This is a genomic window from uncultured Nostoc sp., assembly GCF_964245575.1.
Classification (GTDB): Bacteria; Cyanobacteriota; Cyanobacteriia; order Cyanobacteriales; family Nostocaceae; genus Nostoc.
This window is the reverse complement of the sequence record NZ_CAXTNP010000011.1, coordinates 27,689-47,894: the sequence shown is the minus strand read 5'-3', so window position 1 is coordinate 47,894 and position 20,206 is coordinate 27,689. Positions and strand designations below refer to the sequence as shown.

The window sequence follows — 20,206 nt, the reverse complement described above, 5'->3', positions numbered from 1 at the left end:
CACCGCCCTAAGCGTGACCTTTTTTCTTGACAATTTGCAAAAATTACCTCAATTTGACTGTTTTGCTTAGTAGCTCTTCTTTTTATTGAAATTTCCATGTCAACTCTCGTCATTGTCGAATCTCCAACCAAAGCTCGTACCATTCGCAACTACCTGCCAGCAGGCTATCGGGTGGAGGCGTCTATGGGTCATGTACGTGACCTACCCCAGTCGGCTAGTGAAATTCCCGCTGCCGTCAAAGGGGAATCATGGGCGCAGCTAGGGGTAAATGTGGACGCCGACTTTGAACCGGTATATGTTGTCCCGAAAGACAAAAAGAAAATTGTCACCCAGCTTAAAGAAGCCCTCAAAGATGTAGATGAACTGATTCTGGCAACGGACGAAGACCGGGAAGGTGAAAGCATTAGTTGGCATTTATACCAATTGCTGAAGCCGAAAGTTCCGACTAAGCGGATGGTGTTTCACGAAATTACCCAAGAGGCGATCAAAAAAGCTCTGAAAAACTGCCGCAATATCGATGAGCAGTTGGTTCGCGCCCAAGAAACGCGGCGGATTTTAGATCGACTGGTGGGCTATACCCTGTCTCCCCTGTTATGGAAAAAAATCGCCTGGGGATTATCTGCTGGGCGAGTGCAATCTGTAGCCGTGCGACTTTTAGTCACTAGGGAACGCCAACGCCGCGCTTTCCATGAGGGTACGTACTGGGATTTGAAAGCCAGTTTGTCAAAGGAAAAAACCCCCTTTGGTGCCCAGTTGGTCACATTGGGAGGAAGCAAAATAGCTAACGGCAGCGATTTTGACGCAACGACCGGACAAATTACCGCAGGTCGTAATGTCTTGTTGCTCAACGAAGACCAAGCCCTAGCCCTCAAGGAACGCCTAACTGGGAAAACCTGGAGTGTTACTGACATGGAGGAACGGCCAGTAACGCGCAAACCGTCGCCACCGTTCACCACCTCGACGTTGCAACAAGAATCTAACCGGAAATTGCGCCTCTCAGCCCGTGACACAATGCGGGTTGCCCAGAATTTGTACGAACAAGGGTATATTACCTATATGCGAACAGATTCGGTGCATTTGTCAGATCAAGCGATCGCAGCTGCTCGTAGTTGTGTAGAAAAGCTTTACGGTCAACAATACCTCAGTCCTCAACCCCGGCAATACACCACCAAATCTAAAGGCGCACAAGAGGCGCACGAAGCAATTCGTCCAGCAGGTAGCACCTTTCGCACGCCCCAAGAAACTGCTTTGGGCGGTCGAGAACTTGCCGTTTACGATTTGATTTGGAAGCGGACTGTCGCCTGTCAAATGGCTGATTCCCGCCAAACTCAAATTACCGTGCAATTGCAAGTTGAGGATGCTGGATTCCGTTCTTCTGGCAAACGGATTGAATTTCCAGGATACTTACGTGCCTACGTCGAAGGTTCAGACGACCCAGAAGCAGCACTGGAAGACCAGGAAGTAATTTTGCCGAATCTGAAAGTGGGAGATCACCCGAATTGTACAGACTTAGAAGCAGTTGGACACGAAACCCAACCGCCAGCTAGATACACCGAAGCAACTTTAGTGAAAACCTTAGAAAGCGAAGGTATCGGTCGTCCCAGTACCTACGCCAGCATCATTGGCACGATCATTGACAAGGGTTATGCCCATTTGGTGAGTAACGCTCTTATTCCCACCTTCACCGCTTTCGCCGTCACCGACTTGCTGGAAAAACATTTCCCGGACGTTGTTGATCCCAGTTTTACCTCGAAGATGGAGCAAACCCTTGATGACATTGCCACAGGTGAAGCGAAATGGCTACCCTACTTGCAGCAATTCTATCTGGGAGAAAAAGGGCTGGAAACCCTGGTAAAAGAACGGGAAAGTCAAATTGATGCCACTAAAGCTAGGACTGTAGAACTGGAGAATCTAGATGCCAAAGTCCGCATTGGGAAATATGGTCCCTACATTGAAGTCGAAAATGGTGAGGGGGTTATCACCGCCTCAATTCCCAAAGACCTGACACCAGCCGACCTCGACCCCAAACAGGTAGAAGTATTGCTGCGACAAAAAACCACAGGCCCTGACCAGGTAGGTCGCCATCCCGAAACTGGCGAACCGATTTATGTGAAAATTGGTGCTTATGGGCCTTATGTCCAATTGGGTGACAAAACCGACGAAAACCCCAAACCGAAACAAGCCTCCCTACTCAAAGGTGTTACTCCAGAAACCGTTACCCTGGAAATGGCTGTTGGTCTGTTGGCACTACCCCGGACATTGGGAGTTCATCCTGTCACTGGCGGCAAAATCCAAGCAAGTTTGGGGCGCTTTGGCCCTTATGTGGTTCATGACCAGGGTAAGGAGGGGAAAGACTACCGTTCCCTAAAAGCTGCTGATAATGTATTGACAATTAGCCTAGAACGTGCATTGGAATTATTGTCTGAACCGAAAAAGGGACGCAGTTCCACAAACAGCAAGTCCAAGGCAGCCTTACGCGAATTGGGTACACATCCAGATGATGGAGAAACAATTAACATCTACGATGGCCCATACGGCCCTTACATCAAGCATGGCAAAACTAATGTGAGTATCCCAGAAGGTCAAAAGGTAGAAAATGTCACCTTGGCTGAGGCGCTGAACTTGTTGTCAGCTAAAGCATCAACAGCGAAATCGACTCGCAAAACGACTAAATCAACGACTTCCAAATCTAAGTCAACTGCTAAGTCAACAACCTCTACGAAAAAAAAGGGCACAGAAGGTTAATAGCAAGTCAGCTAATTTTGGACTTCGACTTCTCTTTGAGACGCACTCGCGTTCGCTCAGTCGGACGATTTTGGATTAACAGAATTTTGGGGTTCATCCCCCGCGCCTTGTAAGCGAAATAAATCTAAAATCTAAAAGACGCTCCTACGTCGCTAACGCTACGCTATCGTAAATCTAAAATTCGTAGTCAAGAGTCCAAAGTCCGATCCTGAACTCTTGACCCTTGATATCTATCCTTGATAGGATGCAGTTCAGTAGGTGCAAGTGTGATACTCTAAAAAGTAAGGGAAAACACAACGCCAAATTTTAGAAGTGGCTTATGTCCCAAACACGGGATTGTTTATCAGCCCGGTTGGAAGCCAGAGGTGCGAAAATATGCCAATTTCTGCGTACCTGTTAATCAAAAATTGAGGTAGTATCTCAGGAGCCGTCAGTTCATGGACTATATAGAAAAGGTGCTGGAAAAGGTTAAGGAATTAGCACGGAGGCTAATTGAGAGTCTGTTTGGGCCAGAGGCGGAGCCGGAACCGGAACTGATTCCGATTCCTGTAAACGATCGCTCGCGTCGTCGCCACTAATCTCAAAGTGCTGAACTCGACGTTGCAACCCTTAAGCATTCTGGCACTGCATGGGCCAAACTTAAATTTGCTAGGACAGCGAGAACCAGGAATTTATGGTGCGCTGACTCTAGCTGAAATTAACCGCCTGTTAGAAGAAGAGGGATTCAAGTTACAGGCGAAAGTTTTTTCTGTGCAGTCAAATCATGAAGGAATTTTGGTAGATACTATTCATGGCGCATTAGGACAACATCACGGGATTTTGATTAATGCAGGGGCATATACCCACACAAGTGTGGCATTGCGAGATGCGATCGCGGCTGTTAACTTGCCCACAGTCGAAGTACATCTAAGTAATATTTACCGTCGGGAAGATTTTCGCCATCATTCGTACATCGCCCCAGTAGCGATCGGCCAAATAAGTGGTTTTGGCGGACAAAGTTACTTGTTGGGCTTACAAGCTTTGGTGAATCATTTGAGAGTTAAGAGTTAGGAGAGACGCGATTAATCGCGTACAAGAGACGCGATTAATCGCGTCTGTACAAGAGTTAGGAATTGGTAGTTGGTAGTAAAGTTAGGAATTAGCAATATTTCATTAACTCCTTACTCCTCACTTTTAACTACATAGTTTATGCGTTATTCTCCTATAAGTCGGTTTAGAGGTACAATACTAGGAGCATTCCTGGGGGGAAGTTTAGCCACTGGTGACATACAGTCTCAGAGTTACCTAGATTTGGGCAGAATGGCGGTTCTAGGTACTGAGAGTTTGATTGCGTTGGGTAGATTAGATTTAGATGATTGGATAGCGCGTCAGCAACTAGAATCTCTTCATTTAGCAGCAACTGATGACATATCGATCAAAATAATTCTTGCGACACTACCAATAGCACTTTTTTTTCACGAAAATCCGATTAAGCTGCGACAAAACTTACTGCATGTCCTAAAAATCTGGGAGGATGACCCAATAGTAAAAGATGGAACGCTAGCAGTAGGATATGCGATATCTCTTGCTTTAACTGAAAAACTCAACCCTTTAACCCTGATCCCACAAACAATTTCTTTTCTCGGAGAAACACCGACATCAATACCAAAAAAATTATTAACAGTTCAGAATTTATTAGAGCAAGGGGCGGGATTGTCAAGGGCACAAGCTGAGTTTGGTAGGGAAGAACAACTCAGTAACACTATAGCTATGGCATTTTACTGCTTTTTAAGTACCTTGGAAGACTTTCGTCTGGCAGTTTTGCGGGCTACTTACAATGGCAATTCTAAAGTGCAAGATGCTACGCCTCTAAGCTTACAGGCTACAGGTGCAATTACTGGTGCTTTATCAGGAGCATATAACGGTATAGGCGGAATTCCCGTAAATTGGCAAGTCTTGCTCTTACAGAGGAATTCTCCAACATGGGGACTAACTAGCTTTTCCCAAATGTTAAAATTGAGCGATGCATTTGTGGCGGTGTGGTCAGGAGTGTATGATATTGCCTTCAATCCAAGGGAGTTAACTGAGGAGGGATGTGAGGTGGCTTTACTTTCAGTTTACGCAGCTCCTCGCGTTATTCGGTCGCGTTAATCCTATTTTCACCGAACAACGGTGCGGGTACTAAACACTGAAGACTACTAATTTAGCCAAAAACTAAAAAACTTATATACTAGAATTTTTCAGCAAACCTTTGGACTGATCAAGCTTTAATTAGGCTTTGACAGACTAGTAGTCTGTCTAGGGTTGTTTGAAGGATAAAAGAACGAACCACGAAGACGCGAAGTACGCGAAGGAAGAAGGAAAGAAGAGAAATTGAAGAATTTATCTATTTGTCAAAGTTGAATTGACAGACTACTAGTTGCAGCCGCGGCAGAGCAAACTTCCCTGATGATTGTCTATTTTGAGCCATCAAAGTCAGCAATTACAGGCAGAAATAATGAAAATAAAGCAATTTTTGCAGTTCTTAACTCAGCAATTGACTAACTGGCGGCGACTGTACAAAGGACTACGCCGTAAGGGAAAGTTAATGAGAAGTCCCAAAAGCAAAACCCATAGAAGGGAACTTCTAAGGACTGTGCTTAAGAATGTAATTCTATTTTTATCAAAAACCAACGATAAAAGCGAGCGCCGAAAACAAGAAAGAGCGCTCCAGTCAAAAACAAAATCGGTCAAAACTAAGAGTACTATTTATACAGTCTGTTTAGATTGGGTGCATGAACAGCGTTTTTTGGTAATTTTAGTGATCGCTCTAGTGTCCCTCACTGGCGTTATTGGGCATAAATTATACAACCAGACTCAAATTCAAGTAGGAAATCCCGCGCCCCAGACAATTACAGCGCCTTACACAGCTAGCATCGAAGATCAGAAAAAAACAGAATCACAGCGCCAAGCCGTTAGTCAAACATCCTTACAGGTGTTGATGGTTAATGCGCGAATGAACGAACAAATCAACGAAAATTTGCAAAAACTTCTGGATGATGGCAATGAAATTCGCGCCGTTGCTGGAGCTTTTCCTTTTTTTGATCCTCTAGTTTTGTCCATCTCCACCCAGCGTTACCTCCGCTCTTGTCCTGATTCGGAATGGCAAGCACTGCTAGTAGCTGTAGAAAATACTAAAAATCAGCAGAAGAAAGGAACAGGACAAACCGCCGCCTCATCGGGTCGATCATCTACAGCTGCACCCAATCAGGCACCAACGCCACAGAAGACAAAGCCTGTTGATTTTTCTCAAAACACTAACTTTACTCAAGCAGTAGCAGAACTAGAATCCTACCGCGTCAAACCTTCTGAGAAAAACTTGTCTTTAGTGATTGCCCAAATTTCCCAAGCACGCGAAAGATACACCCAAGCCACTGCCAAACTTTTACAGTTAGAGACTCTTACCCCAGAAGCAGTATACGAGGAATCCCTACTTTTGGATTTGTCAGATGAGGAGTGGGAAACAACACAAATGGGAATCCATCAGAGTGCAGAGCGGATTCTCACCCAAGGTATCCCACAAGGACTGCCAAAAAATATCTTACAGGATGCCGTGAGTTTACAATTGCAGTCCTTTGTACCAGAATCCGCCGAATCTTTGGCAAAGAACCTGTTGTTAGCTGTACTCAAGCCGAATCTGCAAAAAGATGAAGAACAAACCAGACAATATGCTCAAAAGGCTGCTGCTGGGGTGCCACCCGTGATAGTGAAGGTACGGTATGGCCAGGTGATTGTCAGAAAAGGAGCGCAGATTACTGCATGGAACTTTAAGGTGCTGGAGCATTATCACCTAGTTCGCCGGGAGGTAAAATGGCACGGTTTAGTGAAGTTAGCAGGTGTTATTGCGATCGCCATTGGCATTTTTGTCTGGGTAGAACGGCATATCGATTACGAATTGCGACAACGCGATCGCTTGTTGGTGTTACTGCTAACTCTAAGTGTGCCAGGATTGGTAACGATGGGATTGCCTTATACCACCTGGAGTGCCCTTGGTTTATTGTTGGGAAGCTTCTATGGCCCCATTTTGGGGTTGACAGTTGTCGGACTGCTGTTGCCGATATTAGCTATTAGCTTGGATATAAGCAAGGCTGCGCTTTTAACTGGTGTAGGGGGAGGAATATTAGGTAGTTACATAGCGCAACGATTGCGATCGCGTGAAGAATTGGCATTATTGGGTGTTGCGATCGCTTTAACTCAGGGCGGCATTTATCTGGTTGTTAAAATCTTAATTGGTCAAGCATTTGGTTCAACTTGGTATCTCGTCCTTCGAGAAGCCGGATTGTTTGCTTTATCAGGTTTAGGCTGGAGTGTTGTAGCTTTAGGGTTGAGTCCTTATTTAGAAAAAGTTTTTGATTTAGTTACCCCAATCCGTTTAGCGGAGTTGGCTAACCCTAACCGCCCTTTATTAAAACGACTCGCTACTGAGACTCCCGGAACTTTTCAACATACGTTGCTTGTGGCTACCCTTGCTGAAGCTGCTGCCAAACAACTAGGATGCAATGTTGAACTAGTCAGGGCTGGCACATTATATCATGATATTGGCAAAATGCACGACCCCCTTGGCTTTATTGAAAATCAAATGGGGGGGCCGAATAAACATGATACAGAAATTAAAGATCCTTGGAAGAGTGCAGAAATTATTAAAAAGCACGTAACTGAAGGGTTGGTGATGGCGCGTAAACACCTTTTGCCGACAGCAATTCAAGCTTTTATTCCAGAGCATCAGGGAACGATGCTAATTGCCTATTTTCATCACCAAGCCCAGCAAATGGCGCAGTCAGATCCAAGTTTAACAGTAGACAACGCAGATTTTCGCTACGATGGCCCGATTCCCCAATCACGGGAAACAGGAATTGTCATGTTAGCAGATTCTTGCGAAGCGGCGCTGCGATCGCTCGAAGCATCGGCGAAACCTCTTCTTGAGAAGCGATCGCTCAAAGATGTCTCCACCGAACAAGCTTTAGCAATGTTAAATAATATTCTGCGTGCCAAATGGCAAGACAATCAACTCGTAGATTCAGGATTAACACGAGAAGAAATGTCAAAAATTGCCCAGATATTTGTGGATGTTTGGCAGCAATTTCATCACAAACGGATTGCTTATCCGAAGTTGAAGGCTAATGGCGGTGCGCGAAATTCGTAATGCGATGTCTACGATGGGCTATTCGGCGTCGCATATCTGCTAAGAGATTTCCAAGAAATAAATTATCCAAAGAAATGAACCACAAAGACGCACAGAAAACACAGAGAGGAGAAATAGAGAGGGTTTTGTGTTGGTTTTGGGATATTTTTTACTTGGAAGTCCCTAATCAGATTAATAGCAGGTTTTTCTTGGGGTGCGATGCCTACGGTGATCATTGAGCCAAGTCGTACCCTTACGGGAGGCATAATAACTGCGTTTTATATTAATAAAAATTATTCCACTAAAATTTTATACGAATTACAAGAATGGGACTATCACTATAACTATGCCAAGAGTTGTATTCAGTTAGTCAATGTTTATCAAAAAGATGATTGTATTATGGTGCTGTTTCCCTTTGTTGAGCATACATCTTCTTGAAACTTAAATTTAGTACTTACAAGATTTAAAAATTTGAGTCAATTAAATATCTTGCGCCCTGGAATTGTTAAAGACATAAAAGTATATAATAATCAGGGTGAATGGGGCTATATTGATTCTATACAAGAAGACCAAAATGGTTTTTTTAACATTAGTGGATGGGCTAAACTACAAACGAGAGTAGCAGATGCTGTAATATTAGCTTACCCAAATGAATCTAATGCTTTGATAGTAGTTGATATCCTATCTATAGGACAGGTGAGACAAGATATTTCAAAGTTTTATGGTTTAAAATATCAAAATTCAGGTTGGTCAGGCTATGGGGATTTAAAAAGCAAAATTCCTAATTTTAATAAATATTATATTCAAGGATATGCATTTGATGCAAAACAGAACATTTTTTACCCTTTAAAAAGTTTGCATTCATAATCAAAATTCCGAATTTAATCTCTAATCTTTAGTACGTCGCACACCAGCCAAAATAAAATTAACTGCTGCTTGAGTATGCTGCTCAATCATTTCTAGACTCAGCAGTTGCAAATCGGGTCTAGTATGCTTGATATTTTCGTAAGCGTTGAAGTATAAATTACAAACTCCAACAATATGCAGGGTGGTGAGAAATGGATCGATCTGACGGAAACAACCTTCTGCCATCCCCCGCTCTAAAATCTTGATGAGATAGCTAAAATTTTCTTGCCAATTCCCCTGTTTGAAATACTTTCCCTGATTTTGGTTTGCTTCTTGAAACCAAAGCATTCCTCTGTGGGGATGAGCAGCTTCATAAGCGATCGCTTCTTTGACAAGCACCTTCAAGGCTTCCTCTGGTGGGAATTGATCCAAATTTAGCTGCTCAAACCCTTCGTGCATCTCCACCGCCGGACGTTGCAGAACAGCTTGATATAGTCCTTCTTTGCTCTGGAAATAGTAGTAAATCATCGCTGTGGTAACACCTGCACCTCTAGCGATCGCTTCTGTCCGCGCCCCTTGAAGTCCATTTCTGGCAAACTCCGCTTCCGCCGCATCGAGAATCTGCTTTTTCGTCGCTTCTGCATCCCGCACCTGACGCGGCTTTTTAGCTGAGAATTTTGACTGCGTTGAACGACCCACGTTGCTCCATTATCATAACGAAAATATATTAACTAAAAAATTGGTTAGTAGTTGACATAAAAGATGAAATTTATTAAATTAATATTCACTAACTAAAAAATTAGTTAGTTATTTCCAAAATTCAGCAATGCAGTAGACAAAAATTAGCCGAGCAAGTGCGCGGTTGTATTAGTTCGTCCATTGCAGACAAGACTTTAGTTATCGCAATTTACATTCAAAAGAGTGATGTAGGATAGGCGACACCAAGTTTTAATATTGCGTGACGTTTTACTAACTCATCTAGCAATTTTTCAATAAATTATCAATATTTTGGAGGAAAAATGGAACCAATTTTACCTGGTGCGCCTTGGTTAATCGCGCACAAATCTATATTGGGAGTGAATAAACCTAATAAAATCACATTAAATGGACAGGATTATGTCATTTGGCAAAACCAAAAAGGCGAAGTATTTGCCCTTGATAACATCTGTCCGCACATGCAAGCACCATTATCAGACGGCTGGGTTTGTCAAGAAAGAGATACTATTACTTGCCCTTTTCATGCATTAGAATTTGATGGACAAGGCAGACTACAGCAAGGAGAAAAAAAGGACACTCAGCCAATTACCAAACCATTAGAGCTAATTATTAGCAATGATTGCATCTGGACTTATGCTGGATTTGAGCCAAGATTGCCCATCCCAGATTTGCATCAGAAAATTGTCGATAATTACGAGTTCATCGGAGTAACTGGTGACAAAAGTATTCAGCGTGACTTTTTGACTAATCTGATGGTTAACTATGACTATAACCACCAAAATGGTACTCATAAAGAACTATTTAAAATTACATCTTGTCATGTAAGTTATTTTGAAGAAAAAGGATACTATGCCACAGTCAAACAAGAACTGACGAGAGCCAACAACACGCTAGGAGAAATTCTCAAAAATCCTATTTTGGGAATCTTTCCTAAAAATCTTCCTAACAGACTCGAATACGCTTTTCCTTCAACTACAGCTTTTTTTGCTAAAACGCCTATTGCTGATATTGCTCAAATTCATATTCTCTACCCTGAAACAGAAAAAATCACCAAGACCTTTATTTTAATGTATGCCAAAGTTGTCAATCCTTTGATGAAATTGCTGTTTAAAAAATCAGTTTTACAAGCAGCAGCTACAGTTATTGAACAGGATACAGGTGCAGTTGAAAGTTTGTATCCTCGGCAAAAACCAAAAATTAGATTGCCAAATGAAGAGATTATGTTCTATGCAGAAAAACTCTACCGCGAGTGGTAATTTAGATTTGCAAAACCTAACTACGTTTTACAATTAAGTAGATACTGTAGCTGATTACTGCTGGAGGTACTCAAATATGCGGCAGCTAAAATCCGCCGAGGAAATGCCTGGTAGCTATGGCTTCCCCATCTTGGGGGAGACTTTGGAAATATTTCGAGATTCAGAGTTGTATTTGTGGCGACGATTCCAGCAGTATGGTTCAGTTTTTAAGACGAGCGTCATGGGACGTAAACGTGCTTATTTAATTGGCCCCGATGCTAATCGGCTGGTGCTGGTGGAACAGGCAAAACACATGTCGTCCCGGATAGGATGGTATTTTTTAGAATCAACATTTGGCAACAATATTTTATTACAAGATGGGGAAGAACATCGGCTAACTCGTCGCTTAATGTATCCAGCATTTCATGGAAAAGCGATCGCTACATATTTCGACACCATCCAAAATATTGTGCAAGACTTCCTCAAAGATTGGGGACAGAAAACGATTCCCTTAAATTCTAGTTTCCGCCAGCTTACCCTGATGGTTGCTACTCGCCTGTTTTTGGGAAGTCAGAACAAGAGCGAAGTCGAGCAGACTAGTCAGTGGTTTACACAACTGCTAGAGAGCAGTATGACAATATTCAAATTGAATGTACCTTTTACTTTATATAGTCGCGGTCAAAATGCTAGGGGTAAGTTAGTGGCTTTCTTGCGTCAAGCCATCGCCCAACGTATCGAGCAAGGTAACTTAGAACAATCAAAAGATGTTTTGGGATTGCTGCTAGCAGCTGTTGATGAAGACGGCAATAAATTGAGCGAAGCACAGATAATCAACGAGGCCTTACTACTACTGTTTGCTGGACATGAGACAACAGCCTCCTTGCTCAGTTGGGTAATATTTGAATTAGGTAATCACCCAGAATGGCGATCGCGATTGCGCCAAGAACAATTAGCAGTTGTAGGAAATAATCCCCTTAGCCTGTCCCATCTCAAACAACTTCCAGATTTAACCAACGTCCTAAAAGAAGTAGAACGGCTGTATCCCCCGGTATATGCCTATAATCGTGGAGTCCTCAAGGATATTGAGTATGCAGGTTATCGCATCCCAGCAGGTTGGTTTGTGACTATTTCGCCGATGCTGACTCACCGTCTACCAGAACTGTATACCGATCCTGATCGCTTTGACCCCGATCGCTTTGCACCACCTCGTGAAGAAGATAAAAAACATCCTTTAGCACTAGTGGGTTTTGGTAATGGTTCGCACAGTTGTTTAGGTATGGAATTTGCTCAGATGGAAATGAAAATAGTGCTTTCTACACTGCTTCGCCATTACGACTGGACAGTAAAACCGGATTATTCTGCGATCGCTCGAGTTCGTCAGCCTTCTAAAGTTAAGGACACTCTACAAGCATATATTGAGCCTTTGGTGACAAAGCATCCCTTGCAGAGTCAAACATAAATCTTTGATGAAACAAATCGATTTTCCGCATCTAGCATGAAGTCGTAGGTATTTAGAAAATCAGACTGCCACTTTTCAGGCTTTTGGCAAATTGCGAGTGGAAATCCTGCTAAATCAAACCATTGAATGTCCTCCCCAATTTCTACTGGTACTACTCTCCAATTTTTACTTGGAGCTTTGCTAAAATCTTTCAGCAAATTAACATTAATTCGGTTAGGAGGTTTTGGAGTTGGTAAATGTCGCTCAATACTGGAAAATGATTGTTCTACCCAATTTTTGATATTCACTGCATTAAGATATTCATTTGGTTCCGATTCTCTTTCGCTTATGTAGTGATAGTAAGTTTGCGCTAATTCTTCAGCTTGTTTACGAGTTGTTACATCTTCTACTTTCGCAAGCAAGTATGCAGCTACAGGATCTAAAGTTCCCCATACAATAAGTTCTTTCATCCAGAAAACAATCCAAGGTAGTCCAGTTTGTGACCAGTTTTCCAATGAGGATTCAACTAACTCGCCACCAAAAGCTTCATCTATTGCTAGTGCAATAATACTTCCTAACCCCCAGTTAAATCGATAACCAAAATTTTGGCTAATGTATGAATGCCAGCTTGAAATTTGACTAGGCTTGGGTTGTTTAATTGCTCTAATAGGGTCAAGCCACCAGCGTAATATTTCATTCCAAGAAGTATCACCTGAAGTTTTCTTTGATGGAATCTTCAGCTTAAATTTTGATATTTTTCCGAGTTCACCAACCACAGCTTGAATATAGTTAAAGCGTTGGTCGTATGTCCAAATTATATAATTTTTACCTTTTTCTAACTGCTCTTTAAGTCTAGGATAAATAGTTAAAAGTTCATTTCCAGCACGCGGTGGTAGACTCAGGGCAAACGCATCTAAATTACTCTTGATCACAACGAAGGTTAAGAACCAACGAAAAAATCAGGATTTCGCGCTTGATTATTTTTTAAGCCCCAAAGCGATCGCCGAAAACTTTCGCAATAAGCAAGAGTTAATGACATTAATTTCGGTCTATTGAGAATAGAATTTGCTTATTGACATGATGCGGCCGCCCTGGTGGTAGACTGGTACGATACAAACGCCTACGCTGTGAATAATTACTATAAATTTCTGTTTTTAATGCTCTACCTCGCCTGATAAATAAATTTTCTAATCTTTCTTGCTCGGAACTAGCATAATGTGCAAAGCTTCTCCGCCAAATTTTTTTAAGTTGCTCTTCCAACTCATCAGGGCTTAAATCTTTTGCTGCTAGATGCTCAATTTCAACAATTGCAGACAGTAAAATACTATCTAGTGAATCTAGAGTTTCAATTGCTGATGATTCTGCTTCAGAAAGATTATTGTTGTAATAAAGTGGTGCAGTTTGTTCTAGCCAGGTTAAAAAAGTATCTTGTGCGCTAGAAAGAGAAATACTTTGCCATTGTTGTTCTAAATGAATCAATAATTGAGCTAAAGGGCTTGGGGAATTTGAAATTTCATAATTGTCATTATTTTGTATTGTTAAATTATTTATCAAAAAGTTATATTTGTTACGAGTTTTATTGGCATTATATTTTTCTTTCGGATCTTTTATTTGCTCTATAGATTCGGTACTAAGCAAAACCACTAAGCTACGCCCTTCAGTCCCAAATCCAGGACGTCCAGCCCGACCAACCAAATTACCAAATTCACGAGAATTGATATCTATACACTTTTGATCGTTATCAGACCAACGTTGTAAGTTGGGAATTAGAACAGTTTCAAAAGGGAGATTAACACCTTCAGAAAGTGTAGAAGTTGCCACAACTAAATGTACAATTCGCTCTCTTATTAAATCGATCAGTAATCTAGCCATTAACCCAGGCATTTTTCCATGATGTATCACAATTCCCTTCTGTAGTAATTGGTATTCGCAGGAATCAGCACCAAAATAGTCTTCACAAGAGCGTAAACAATTATGCCAAATTTTAACTTTTTCTGGTTCTGAAGGTGGTTGAAAGAATAAAGGCTTTGATATGTTTTCCCATTCTTTATTTAAAAGAGCAAGAAAGTCTTGAGCATATCCGTCAATTTTCTGTGTTATTGAAATCAGTACTGCTCGTTGTTGTTCTTTATCATCTGGAGATGCTAAGTGCATAGCAGTCCAGAATAGATGAGGGCGAAGACGCTTTCCAGAACTTTTATTTGTTTCTAATTTCCCAGCAGGGGGATATGCTGGGAATGGACGTGGAATGAAGGGTGTGTCAGCTTGTCCTCCTTCTTGAAATCCTAACCCTCTACCATCTAGTAAGTCATAGCGTATTTCAAATCTTCTTCCTGGTAAGCATTCAAGTCGGCCTATTAATTGGCGCGTACTTCTGTAATATGTCTTTGCTGGGCTAGCGTTGGTTTGATTCTCTATCCAGCTTGCTAATGCGTTTTCTGTTTGTGATGCAACAGCAGATAGTGCAATAATTCGGCTATTATTTTGTTCTATATAAGTAAACAGCCTTGCACTTAATGACTCTAAGCGTAAGGATCTACTTTCAGCTTTTTGTAAAGAATCTTTATTACCATCAAATTGAACTGCATGAGCTTCATCGATAACAATAAGAGAAACTCTACGAATAAATAGAGTACCCAAAAATTTCATCAAAGCTTCTGCTTTTTCATAAGTGCAAATTAAAACTGTTGGCTGTTCTGATGTCAGCCATACATCTGTTGGCCCCCAGTCAGTCCCTCCATATAAACCTGTAACTATAACATTGTTATTAGTGGAACGCTTTAAAACACGAGACAGACTTGATTCAACTTCTATAGCAAGCGCTCTGCTTGGCACTAAGTAAATTACTAAAGGAGCAGAGTTACTTAAGTTGTGAGGATTTGTTGTTTCAAAAAACAAGCTTTGCAAAATTGCAATTTCAGCTATCGTTGTTTTTCCTGAACCTGTAGGCGTACAGAGCGCAAATGATTCTGCTGTTGCTAGTCGTTCGATTCCACAAATTTGAGAACGCCATGCTAAAGCTTTACACTTTTGATAACTTTGACGTAAATAACGTTCTAAGAAATTTCTACCATTTGGAGTAATCATATGAGAAAGCAATTCAAGATGATGTCGTAGAGAAGTTTGTATATATACAGACGTAACTTCAGCGCACAATTTTCCTAAAAGCCAAGAGTAAGTGTCATGTCCATGAAGAAGCACCTTAGCAATATCAGAAAGCTTTTCAATAGCTCTTTCTAATCTTGGTTCATTTCCCCAGCGCATTTTTGCACATAAAATTCCTAAAGAACTAGCAGTTTCTTTAACAATCAACTTGTTAAATCTGTCAGCAGCTGTATCAGTGTCATCCCAAAGAAGACTTGTTTCAGTTTGGAAATTTGATGATGTTACAGTTGCCCAATATTCTGTCAGTCGTTGCAATAAACTAGGAAAATCAGCTTTTAGTAAAGAACGTAAAATTTCTGACTCTACTCCCTCACTTATATCTTCATTGAGTAAACCCGCAGCCCTGGCAGGATAACCAGCAAGTTCATACACAGCTGCTGCAAGTAAACGAATTGGTAAAAGATCCGGGTTTAGTCGGGGATGAGATAGCCATTCAAATAACTCACCAGCTCGTAACATTCCATTACGCCAGTTAGTATCTTCAGCTTCTCGCTGGATAAATGCAGCCTCAATAAGTCGCATGGCATCATTTAATCTTTCACCTGCTTCATCTTCTCGCCACCCACTTAACCCATCTTCTCCTGCGCGAAGTCTCGTATGTTGGCTATAAAGTTTTGCAATTGCTGGTGTTAGTCTGCTACCTGCCAGACTATTTTGTAGTTCTTTCGCTAAAGCAATGACTTCATTACTTGGTTGAGTCATCTCATTTTGCAGAACTTCCCCCTCTCCCATGACATCAGAGTTTGCTTTTGCAACCTCTGCATCATCTGGTTGTTGAACTGTCTGGGTAGGGATATCTATTGAAAGTGTAAAACTTTTCTGCTGGATATAGACAGTTTTAACAATATTTTCAACTTCATGAAGATGAATTTCAACTGCTTCGAGTCTTCTTTCTATTGTATATTTTTCGTGTACTTTATTAGGAGATATCCAAGTTAGCTTTTTAACAGGATGCTGACCACATATGTAACTAATTAAATAACAACTCTCATAATTTTTATCAACTTTACTCAGCTTTATCTTTAGCTGTAAAACTTGTAGAGCATTTTTCCAGTTAGAAGATAAATCATCATTATAATCTTGCAAAATATCAATAAGTTGTGGAATATCAACTGGATATCCACTTGATTTATTTGCTTTTATATGTGCTTCAGATATCATGTTTGTGTCATGATTGGCTGTGCATTTTGCTTCGCAAATTAAAGAAGCAATAATTACTCCTTCACTATTACGCCGAAAGGCAAGACAATCATCACCTGTACGTCCAGGTTGTGGCTTTGCAGTTTCTCCAGTTTGCTTTAGAAATTCTAAATGCTGAAATGCAACTGGGTGGAATCGAAAGAGAAAAGCGGGAACTTCCCAGTTATCTTGCCCAAAAGGAGCAAAATTTTCAGCAATAATTCCTGCAAATATCTCTCCAAAATAACCTTTGAGTGTCTGAATATGAAGACGATCAGGATAGCCTTCGCTTGGATCGGTTTCTGAAAAATCTCCAAATGGGGCCAGAGAATTTCCTGCTAATTTACGAAGACGATATCGAGCATCTTCATGGGCTTTTTGAACGATTAATATTAATTCATTGATAATTATATCTCGTTGGCTTTTATCTTCTGTGAGCAGACGATGTGTGTACCGCTTATCTTCAGATTCACTAACTGAGTTAGATAACCACTTTGATATCCCGTCAAACCTAGTGATTTTTTGTCTTTCTTTCATTTAATATACACTTTAATATTAATCAGATTTACAATATAAGCCTTGAACTAAAATAATTTTAACCTCTATGTAAAATTTAATACTAAAAAATTAGTAGCATAGCAAAATGATGCCATAAACATTGAGCGAGAGCTATAATGCTTACTCTGTTTTACTTTTGGGCGAGGACGGGTTCGGAAATTTAGACTAAATGCGCTGAGTCAACAGAATAATAAGAGGGTGTGATTGAATACAGCATCCTGCTAGTAGAAGCTGAGAGAAAAACATCAACTTTCATCTGCTGTTATCAGACAGATAACAGTGAAACAAATTTCTATATGACTGAAAATAGCTCTTTAGTAAGCATGGTAATTATTAAATGGTCAACTTAGTATGTCAACCAAGTGCTACGCTACAGTTAGCAAGATTGAGAGGCAACTATGACTGCCCTAATTCTGAACCTCAGCCCCACCATTGAACTAACAGATGAGCAGTTCTTCCAACTGTGTCAAAATAATCGAGATTTGCGACTTGAGCGCACGGCAGAGGGAGAATTGATTATCATGCCACCAACTGGATGGGAAAGCGGAAATCTAAATAGTAGGCTGACACAGCGTTTAGGTAATTGGGCTGACGCTGATGGCACAGGTTTAACTTTTGACTCCTCAACAGGTTTCAAACTCCCTAATGGTGCAAATCGCTCTCCCGATGCGTCTTGGGTGAGCCGGAGGCGATTAGAAGCCCTGAACCCAGACCCCGACAGATTCCTACCCATCGCTCCAGATTTTGCGGTAGAATTACGCTCTGCTTCAGACACCTTAAAGACTGTGCAACAAAAAATGCAGGAGTATATTGACAACGGTGTACGTTTAGGCTGGCTGATTGACCCGCAGAACCAACAGGTGGAAATTTACCGCCCAGGACAGGATGTCGAGGTTTTGCAATCGCCTACTAGCTTATCAGGAGAGAATGTATTACCTGGGTTTTTGCTGAATTTAGCACAGATTTTGAGTTAGCGATCGCTTCTTACTCGCACCTCTTCTCAAAAGGCGATCGCTCAATTTCACTCATTCCACAATCTGGGCAACTTGCAACTCTAATTTGATATAAATTTACAGTCAAAAACATAAAATCAATATTGACTAAATATTAAAAACACTGTCTGGAATAACCCGATGACAAAACCCAAAACACCACCTAAAGTTACAATAGCTTGCAATTCATTTTTTACAATTCCCTCGATTGCAGCTTCTAAATCCGCCGGTGAAGTTGATTTTACCCGGTCAACTATCACTTGATCTATCGATAAAATTGGAATTGCTTGCGCCACAATTACTTCTAAATCTTTTTCCAAATACTTATCTAATATTAAAGCCAACTCTTGACTCATCACTTCTAAAGAAGTACTGACAACAGGTGAAGTACTAAGACGATTCAGCAGCACTCCAGCAATATTTTCCCAATCAACAGAATCAGTTAATCCTTGTAAAAAATCGCTGCCACTGTTTTGTAGATAATGGCGGACACTTTCGCGGGTGGTCTTTCGGAGTTGGCGCACCGTACCCATTGGCAAGTTTTGTAATGATAAATTTTGCAGTAATTTCCGAATGCGATCGCGCATTTGCAAATCTTGAGTCAATTCCTGCAAGCGAGTATTAGCAGCCTCTTTTTCATCCAAACAAAAAGTCCGTAGGCGTGTGAGAGTATTACGTAAGCCAAACAAATTTGCTACTACCCAATAAGTCCCACTAGTTTTTTCGCGAAAGCCTTCATCAATAATTTGAATTGTGCGATCGGTCAAAAAATCAACTATCGTCTGCCGCAGTACATCTGGCGGTAAAACTACTTGCAACAACCAATCAGCAAGCCGCGTAGCTTGTTCTTCACTCAATTGAAATTCCAGCAATATCTGGTCAAAAATTTGATTGATCTGGACTTCTAAAAAGTCTTCACGTCGCGCTAAAACCTTGAGTAACCGTGGCAAGGATTCCCCTAGTAAATCCCGCAAAATACCTGCCACAATTTTGGCGCTTTTCTCGTTTTTATCTGTTTTGATTTGTTCAATCGCCAGCCGCAACAACCAGAGAATTCCTGCTTGCACACGTTCTGTTTGCAACAGACGCCGCGCCAGATTTTGCAATTCTTGAGGTGTCAAAAGTGACCCCATGATTGTCTTAGAAATGTTCAGAGCCAAACGTTCCTGGTTGCGGGGAATCAATCCAGGGGTGAAGGGTACTCTTCGTCCAGCAATGTAAATTGCTCGGTAAGGACGGAACAACATTTTGATGGCTATATCATTTGTGAAATAGCCAATAATTCCACCCAGTACCGGGGGAGACACATAAAGCCAAAGATGAGACCAGTCCAAGGGAAGAATTAAAAAAGTTAGGAGTTTAGAGCTTAGAGTTAGGAGTTAACAGTAGAGACACGATTAATCGCGTCTGTACAAGAGTTAGGAGTTAGGAATGATAAATTTTAAATGAGAATTTATCACTACTCATAATTCATAACTTTTAACTAATAACTCCTAATTTACTAAGCACTAGCACTCCCATCATACCGTTCGCAATGGGGTAGTGTGTGGCAACAGCAAAACCAACTTGACGCGCTAGCTCTATTTGCTCTCTCCCGATGGGAAAGCGGTCTAAGCTAGGGCTGATGTAAGAATATTCTTCTTTTAACCCTAAATAACTGGCAACTGGCACCACAAAACTGTCCAGATACAACTGCTGAAAGGCACGTAGCTGAGGATTACTCGGTCGATGAAAGTCTAAAATTGCGGCTTTAGCACCCGGCTTCAAAACCCGGTATAACTCTTGGAGACTGCGGGGAATATCTTTAACATTTCTTAAACCATAGCCCATTGTTGCTGCATCAAATTGGTTATCGTCAAAGGGTAAATTTAGCACGTCGGCTTCTACCCAGGCGATCGCAGGTTGGGGGTACTGCCAATGTGAGCGTTCTTTAGCTTTTTCTAGCAGGTTGGGTGAAAAATCCACTCCGTAGACCTGTCCTGTTGCTCCTGTCCGCCGTGCCAGACGTAAGGCTAAATCACCACTACCGCAACACAAATCTAATGCTGTATCACCCGATTTAGCTGCACTCCATTTCACTGCCATTTCCTTCCATATTCGATGCTGTCCCAGACTCAACCAATCGTTCAACTGGTCATAAACCGGAGCAATACGGTTAAAAATGGACTGAATTTCGTTAGTCATTGGGTAT

The 20,206-nt window shown here is 41.4% G+C and carries 15 protein-coding genes; 10 read left to right on the top strand and 5 right to left on the bottom strand.

The window, feature by feature from the left end; translation table 11 throughout:
- Positions 1 to 96: 96 nt before the first annotated feature.
- From topA to ACFFAP_RS03050, 7 genes are all read left to right on the top strand, one after another.
- Positions 97 to 2,745, top strand: a complete 2,649-nt coding sequence (gene topA, locus ACFFAP_RS03080; RefSeq protein ID WP_375509846.1) for a type I DNA topoisomerase — start codon at positions 97 to 99, stop codon at positions 2,743 to 2,745.
- Positions 2,746 to 3,182: 437 nt separating this feature from the next.
- A complete protein-coding gene (locus ACFFAP_RS03075) occupies positions 3,183 to 3,323 on the top strand; it encodes a hypothetical protein (protein WP_229465963.1) in 141 nt (46 codons plus the stop codon).
- 7 nt (positions 3,324 to 3,330) lie between these two features.
- Positions 3,331 to 3,795, top strand: a complete 465-nt coding sequence (gene aroQ / locus ACFFAP_RS03070; RefSeq protein WP_375509845.1) for a type II 3-dehydroquinate dehydratase — start codon at positions 3,331 to 3,333, stop codon at positions 3,793 to 3,795.
- 138 nt (positions 3,796 to 3,933) lie between these two features.
- On the top strand, positions 3,934 to 4,875 hold the full coding sequence (locus ACFFAP_RS03065; RefSeq protein WP_375509844.1) for an ADP-ribosylglycohydrolase family protein: 942 nt from the start codon (positions 3,934 to 3,936) through the stop codon (positions 4,873 to 4,875).
- A 346-nt stretch (positions 4,876 to 5,221) separates the two neighbouring features.
- Positions 5,222 to 7,906: an HD family phosphohydrolase gene (locus ACFFAP_RS03060; protein ID WP_375509843.1), complete on the top strand. Its 2,685-nt coding sequence runs from the start codon at positions 5,222 to 5,224 to the stop codon at positions 7,904 to 7,906.
- A gap of 198 nt (positions 7,907 to 8,104) precedes the next feature.
- Positions 8,105 to 8,323: a hypothetical protein gene (locus ACFFAP_RS03055; protein WP_375509842.1), complete on the top strand. Its 219-nt coding sequence runs from the start codon at positions 8,105 to 8,107 to the stop codon at positions 8,321 to 8,323.
- Between the two features lie 33 nt (positions 8,324 to 8,356).
- Positions 8,357 to 8,752: a hypothetical protein gene (locus ACFFAP_RS03050; RefSeq protein ID WP_375509841.1), complete on the top strand. Its 396-nt coding sequence runs from the start codon at positions 8,357 to 8,359 to the stop codon at positions 8,750 to 8,752.
- Between the two features lie 21 nt (positions 8,753 to 8,773).
- On the opposite strand, the gene ACFFAP_RS03045 is transcribed toward ACFFAP_RS03050, so the two are convergent.
- Positions 8,774 to 9,430 carry a TetR family transcriptional regulator gene (locus tag ACFFAP_RS03045; protein ID WP_375509840.1) on the bottom strand — a complete coding sequence of 219 codons (657 nt, stop codon included), beginning with the start codon at positions 9,428 to 9,430 and terminating at the stop codon, positions 8,774 to 8,776.
- Between the two features lie 320 nt (positions 9,431 to 9,750).
- Here ACFFAP_RS03045 and ACFFAP_RS03040 point away from each other — a divergent pair, with 320 nt between their 5' ends.
- The gene (locus ACFFAP_RS03040; RefSeq protein WP_375509839.1) at positions 9,751 to 10,704 is read left to right on the top strand and encodes a Rieske 2Fe-2S domain-containing protein; all 954 of its coding nucleotides are present in this window, start codon (positions 9,751 to 9,753) and stop codon (positions 10,702 to 10,704) included.
- A 76-nt stretch (positions 10,705 to 10,780) separates the two neighbouring features.
- The gene (locus ACFFAP_RS03035; RefSeq protein ID WP_375509838.1) at positions 10,781 to 12,142 is read left to right on the top strand and encodes a cytochrome P450; all 1,362 of its coding nucleotides are present in this window, start codon (positions 10,781 to 10,783) and stop codon (positions 12,140 to 12,142) included.
- Here ACFFAP_RS03035 and ACFFAP_RS03030 read toward each other — a convergent pair.
- Together ACFFAP_RS03030 and ACFFAP_RS03025 are read right to left on the bottom strand one after the other, a co-directional pair.
- Positions 12,133 to 13,053, bottom strand: coding sequence for a hypothetical protein (locus ACFFAP_RS03030; RefSeq protein ID WP_375509837.1), 921 nt, complete (start codon positions 13,051 to 13,053; stop codon positions 12,133 to 12,135). The genes ACFFAP_RS03035 and ACFFAP_RS03030 overlap by 10 nt on opposite strands.
- Positions 13,054 to 13,159: 106 nt before the next feature.
- Positions 13,160 to 17,002, bottom strand: coding sequence for a DEAD/DEAH box helicase (locus ACFFAP_RS03025; protein ID WP_375509836.1), 3,843 nt, complete (start codon positions 17,000 to 17,002; stop codon positions 13,160 to 13,162).
- A 419-nt stretch (positions 17,003 to 17,421) separates the two neighbouring features.
- On the opposite strand from ACFFAP_RS03025, the gene ACFFAP_RS03020 reads away from it, so the two are divergent.
- Complete coding sequence (locus ACFFAP_RS03020; RefSeq protein ID WP_375509835.1) at positions 17,422 to 17,997, top strand: Uma2 family endonuclease; 576 nt, start codon at positions 17,422 to 17,424, stop codon at positions 17,995 to 17,997.
- 116 nt (positions 17,998 to 18,113) lie between these two features.
- Here the strand turns inward: ACFFAP_RS03020 and ACFFAP_RS03015 are convergent, their stop codons facing one another.
- Positions 18,114 to 19,349 (bottom strand): DUF445 domain-containing protein, encoded by a 1,236-nt coding sequence (locus ACFFAP_RS03015; RefSeq protein ID WP_375509834.1) that lies wholly within the window; start codon positions 19,347 to 19,349, stop codon positions 18,114 to 18,116.
- 145 nt (positions 19,350 to 19,494) lie between these two features.
- Positions 19,495 to 20,199 carry a bifunctional demethylmenaquinone methyltransferase/2-methoxy-6-polyprenyl-1,4-benzoquinol methylase UbiE gene (gene ubiE, locus ACFFAP_RS03010; protein ID WP_375509833.1) on the bottom strand — a complete coding sequence of 235 codons (705 nt, stop codon included), beginning with the start codon at positions 20,197 to 20,199 and terminating at the stop codon, positions 19,495 to 19,497.
- Positions 20,200 to 20,206 lie beyond the last annotated feature (7 nt).

What these genes read in the sequence shown, in the direction of transcription:
- topA (WP_375509846.1), top strand. Translation starts at nt 97, where the DNA reads ATGTCAACTCTCGTCATTGTCGAATCTCCAACCAAAGCTCGTACCATT.
- ACFFAP_RS03075 (WP_229465963.1), top strand. Translation starts at nt 3,183, where the DNA reads ATGGACTATATAGAAAAGGTGCTGGAAAAGGTTAAGGAATTAGCACGG.
- ACFFAP_RS03065 (WP_375509844.1), top strand. Translation starts at nt 3,934, where the DNA reads ATGCGTTATTCTCCTATAAGTCGGTTTAGAGGTACAATACTAGGAGCA.
- ACFFAP_RS03060 (WP_375509843.1), top strand. Translation starts at nt 5,222, where the DNA reads ATGAAAATAAAGCAATTTTTGCAGTTCTTAACTCAGCAATTGACTAAC.
- ACFFAP_RS03055 (WP_375509842.1), top strand. Translation starts at nt 8,105, where the DNA reads ATGCCTACGGTGATCATTGAGCCAAGTCGTACCCTTACGGGAGGCATA.
- ACFFAP_RS03040 (WP_375509839.1), top strand. Translation starts at nt 9,751, where the DNA reads ATGGAACCAATTTTACCTGGTGCGCCTTGGTTAATCGCGCACAAATCT.
- ACFFAP_RS03035 (WP_375509838.1), top strand. Translation starts at nt 10,781, where the DNA reads ATGCGGCAGCTAAAATCCGCCGAGGAAATGCCTGGTAGCTATGGCTTC.
- ACFFAP_RS03025 (WP_375509836.1), bottom strand. Translation starts at nt 17,002, where the DNA reads ATGAAAGAAAGACAAAAAATCACTAGGTTTGACGGGATATCAAAGTGG.
- ACFFAP_RS03020 (WP_375509835.1), top strand. Translation starts at nt 17,422, where the DNA reads ATGACTGCCCTAATTCTGAACCTCAGCCCCACCATTGAACTAACAGAT.
- ubiE (WP_375509833.1), bottom strand. Translation starts at nt 20,199, where the DNA reads ATGACTAACGAAATTCAGTCCATTTTTAACCGTATTGCTCCGGTTTAT.